Below are 3,801 nucleotides of genomic sequence, written 5' to 3' on the forward strand. Positions count from 1 at the left end.
CATTGAGAATTTATGATAATTTCCTTTATTTGTAGTCAACTCGTATATTGACCCCATCAGGTAAGTGGATGGTCTCCACTTCAATTATATCGGCCTGGGTCACTGGGCTAAAAAGGGCGAAATATGAAATTCCTACACACAATGATCCGAGTTGCTGATTTAGAAAAGTCTATTGAGTTCTACACCAAAGTTTTGGGTATGAAAGAACTTGAGCGCCACGTAAATAATGATTACCGCTACACCTTGGTTTTTGTTGGTTACGAGCAAGGTGGAACGACTATCGAGTTAACGCATAACTGGGATACCAATGAGTATGAAATGGGCAATGCATTTGGCCATTTAGCATTGGGTGTGGAAGATATTTACGCAGCATGTGACCAGATTAAGTCGCTAGGTGGCAACGTGACTCGCGAAGCCGGCCCGGTAAAAGGTGGTTCAACGCACATCGCATTTATTACTGACCCAGACGGCTACCAAATCGAACTGATTCAACTAGGTTAATCGAGGAAATGACAATGACAAATGCACTATTTCAACCAATTCAACTTGGTAATATCGAGCTTAAAAACCGTATTGTTATGCCTCCGATGACACGTTCTCGTGCAACGCAACCTGGTAACTCAGCAAACGATATGATGGCGACTTACTACGCTCAACGCGCGACTGCAGGTCTGATTATTGCGGAAGGTACACAAATCTCACCAATGGGTCAGGGCTATGCTTGGACACCTGGTATCTATTCTGACGAGCAGATCGCTGGCTGGAAAAAGGTAACAGACGCAGTACATGAAAAAGACGGTGTAATTTTCGCTCAGCTTTGGCACGTAGGCCGCGTAACGCACCCAGACAACATTGGCGGTGAGCAACCTATTTCATCTTCTGCACTGAAAGCAGAAAATGTAAAAGTATTCATCGATAACGGTACTGATGAACCGGGTTTTGTAGGCGTTGTTGAACCTCGTGAGATGACCAAAGCAGACATCAAACAAGTGGTTGAACAGTATCGTCAAGCTGCCCTTAATGCGCTCGAAGCTGGCTTTGATGGCATTGAGCTTCACGCAGCAAATGGCTACCTGATTAACCAGTTCATTGACTCAGAAGCAAACAACCGTACTGACGAATACGGTGGTTCAATCGAGAACCGCCTACGCTTCTTAGGTGAAGTGGTTGAAGCGATGGTTGAAGCGATTGGTGCTGACCGTGTTGGTGTTCGTCTTGCGCCGTTTACTTCATTGAACGGTACGGTTGATGCAACGCCTGTTGAAACGTACACAGCGGCGGCAGCGCTACTTAACCTATACAAGATTGTTTACCTACACATTGCAGAAGTTGACTGGGACGATGCACCTGAAACGCCAAAAGCGTTTAAAGCAGCTGTTCGTAAAGCTTATGATGGTGTACTGATTTACGCAGGTAAATACGACAGCGAGCGTGGTGAAAAAGCGGTGGCTGAAGGTGTAACGGACATGGTTGGTTTTGGTCGTCCATTCGTTGCTAACCCTGATTTACCAGCTCGTATTCAAAATGGTTACCCGCTAGCGGCACACGATCCAAATACACTGTTTGGTGGTGCTGAAAAGGGGTTAACAGACTACCCAGCATACGCAGGCTAAAAACAGCTGCTTGAAGCAGAGTATTGAGATAGTATCTTGAGCCTGTTGAATGTTTATAAAAAGCAACCTGGCAGAGTCGGGTTGCTTTTTTCGTTATTGGACCGAATAAAATGATGAACGTGAAAGCGATGCGTGGGGAATTGTATCTCCTATTTGCCACCCTGTTAGCCGGGGTCGGATGGATTGCATCTAAGCTGGTGGTATTAGAAATGCCAGGACCAGTGTTCATTGGTGTACGGTTTGTTGTGGCAAGCCTGATTCTACTTCCGTTTTGTATTCACCATATTCGCAAGCTCTCTTTTAAGCAGATTCTATCTCTTTGCGGAGTGGGTTTACTGCTATCGGCTTCATTACAGGTGTGGGTATTTGCGGTTTCGGTGACAGAGACTTTATCTGAAGGGGCATTTATCATGAGCCTCGCGATGATCATTGCGCCATTTGTCTCTTGGGTGCTGTTTCGAGTCAAACCTAATCGCGCCTTTTGGATGTCATTTCCGATTGCGATAATTGGTATGTTATTGCTCACCTTGACCAACGGTTGGCACGTCGAACAAAGTCAGCTCTATTTCTTATTGGCTTCTATGCTGCTATCCATTCACTTTGTAATGAATAAGCGTGTGATCACCAATATTAAGCCTATCGCGTCAATCTGTGTGCAGCTATTTATTGTGGGTGTGAGCGGTTTAGCGTTCGCTTCAATGACGGCTCAACCTGAGTTCGAGATTACTAAAACCTTGGTTTTCTGGTTTATAGTTTCAGCGGTTGTGGCGACTTCTATTCGTTACTTATTGCAAACAGTAGGGCAGCATTCAGTGAACATGGAAGTGGCGGCGCTGATCATGATTCTAGAGCCAGTTTGGACACTATTACTCAGCGTGAGTATGTTGGGTGAAACCGTTGAGATGCAAAAGCTATTAGGTGGAGCGGTGATCATTGCTTCCCTGTTTTGCTACATCAAGTGGTCACGAAAATAAGAAAACCCTCGTCTAGGGCGAGGGTCTATTGGAAGGTGTTATTCAGCGGTCGCTGCTGAGTTGGCTTTAAGCTAAATTGCCGCGACCATTTTCTTAAGCAAGCCGATCATCTGTTGCTGCTCGTCAGCATCAAGCGCTTCCATCAGCTCTTTGTTTAACCTTATCGGAATAGGAATCAACACATCTTCAAGTGCTTTTCCTTTTTCTGTTAGGTAGATTCTAAAAGAGCGTCGACTGTGTGGGTCAGCTCTGCGCTCTACCAGTTCAAGCTTTTCCAACTTATCTAATGTTCGTGTTGTCGTTGAGTTTTCTACTTTCGACTTAGCGGCAATATCACGCTGGGTAACGCCTTCTTCTTCCCATAAACACATCAGGGTTGGCCACAATGCGATGCTTAAGCCGTGTTTTTTTAGCTCAAGATCGAAATCCTTGGTCGCTTTGTTGGCGATCACATTGATCATCCATCCAAAACTATTCTGTCTATCAAACTCTTCTGGCATTGGTTAGCCCCTAATTCTTATGACATAACAACTATTGCAATCGTAACTAATACCGATGCAATTAGCACCAATAACGCTTTTCTATTTGATGAAAAAGCCAATTGAGTGCCATTTCCGAAATGAGCGGTAGATAACGATTGATTTTGTTTACCTGTGATCATAGCGAGCACTAAAGGCTTTGAGCGTAGTTTGTAGACCAAGATAGCCAATAAATGCAGCACGACAAAAGCGATTAACATACGTGCAGCAATAGCATGAGCTGTGCCGAGTAGGTCAAAAACAGCGTCTGTGATGATGACTTCTGAATACGGCAATGTGTCGAAGAACCCCGCTATCGCTAAGCCTGTTACGCATTGGACCAATAAGGTTGTAATCATTCCTATAACCATCCAAGCACCGAGAGGATTATGCCCCGGCTTAGGTTGAACTCGGCCTCGTAAGTACAGCCAAGCAGATCGAGGTGAGCTCATAAACTGCGAAAAACGGCTGGTATCACTACCAATCATTCCCCAGACCAAGCGCCATAGAATCAAACTAAACAGTGCGAGTCCTAGATAAATGTGTGGGCCATTGCCACTAAAGCCTGATCCCGCAAGGCCAATAAACAGAGCGGCCTGCAGCCAGTGATAGAGTCGAGTTGGTAGATCCCAAATTTTCATTGTTCAATTTCCTGCTTGTCATTTTTAAAGTGAGATAAATTTACACAACAACAGT

The 3,801-nt window shown here is 44.9% G+C and carries 5 protein-coding genes; 3 read left to right on the plus strand and 2 right to left on the minus strand.

What is annotated here, in order from left to right:
* Window positions 1-123: 123 nt before the first annotated feature.
* The 3 genes from gloA (at window position 124) to BCT81_RS06745 (ending at window position 2,587) form a co-directional block, all read left to right on the plus strand.
* Complete coding sequence (gene gloA / locus BCT81_RS06735) at window positions 124-501, plus strand: lactoylglutathione lyase (RefSeq protein ID WP_061031810.1); 378 nt, start codon at window positions 124-126, stop codon at window positions 499-501.
* 14 nt (window positions 502-515) lie between these two features.
* Entirely contained in the window at window positions 516-1,613 is a 1,098-nt protein-coding gene (locus BCT81_RS06740; RefSeq protein ID WP_102423616.1) for an alkene reductase, read from the plus strand.
* Window positions 1,614-1,723: 110 nt separating this feature from the next.
* Window positions 1,724-2,587: a DMT family transporter gene (locus BCT81_RS06745; protein WP_102423617.1), complete on the plus strand. Its 864-nt coding sequence runs from the start codon at window positions 1,724-1,726 to the stop codon at window positions 2,585-2,587.
* 71 nt (window positions 2,588-2,658) lie between these two features.
* On the opposite strand, the gene BCT81_RS06750 is transcribed toward BCT81_RS06745, so the two are convergent.
* Together BCT81_RS06750 and BCT81_RS06755 are read right to left on the minus strand one after the other, a co-directional pair.
* The gene (locus BCT81_RS06750; protein ID WP_102423618.1) at window positions 2,659-3,087 is read right to left on the minus strand and encodes a MarR family transcriptional regulator; all 429 of its coding nucleotides are present in this window, start codon (window positions 3,085-3,087) and stop codon (window positions 2,659-2,661) included.
* Between the two features lie 17 nt (window positions 3,088-3,104).
* The gene (locus tag BCT81_RS06755; protein WP_102423619.1) at window positions 3,105-3,746 is read right to left on the minus strand and encodes a cytochrome b/b6 domain-containing protein; all 642 of its coding nucleotides are present in this window, start codon (window positions 3,744-3,746) and stop codon (window positions 3,105-3,107) included.
* Between the last annotated feature and the right edge of the window lie 55 nt (window positions 3,747-3,801).

This window comes from Vibrio sp. 10N.261.52.A1, from assembly GCF_002876325.1.
In the GTDB taxonomy this organism is placed as follows: domain Bacteria; phylum Pseudomonadota; class Gammaproteobacteria; order Enterobacterales; family Vibrionaceae; genus Vibrio; species Vibrio chagasii.

What these genes read in the sequence shown, in the direction of transcription:
- gloA (WP_061031810.1), top strand. Translation starts at nt 124, where the DNA reads ATGAAATTCCTACACACAATGATCCGAGTTGCTGATTTAGAAAAGTCT.
- BCT81_RS06740 (WP_102423616.1), top strand. Translation starts at nt 516, where the DNA reads ATGACAAATGCACTATTTCAACCAATTCAACTTGGTAATATCGAGCTT.
- BCT81_RS06745 (WP_102423617.1), top strand. Translation starts at nt 1,724, where the DNA reads ATGATGAACGTGAAAGCGATGCGTGGGGAATTGTATCTCCTATTTGCC.
- BCT81_RS06750 (WP_102423618.1), bottom strand. Translation starts at nt 3,087, where the DNA reads ATGCCAGAAGAGTTTGATAGACAGAATAGTTTTGGATGGATGATCAAT.
- BCT81_RS06755 (WP_102423619.1), bottom strand. Translation starts at nt 3,746, where the DNA reads ATGAAAATTTGGGATCTACCAACTCGACTCTATCACTGGCTGCAGGCC.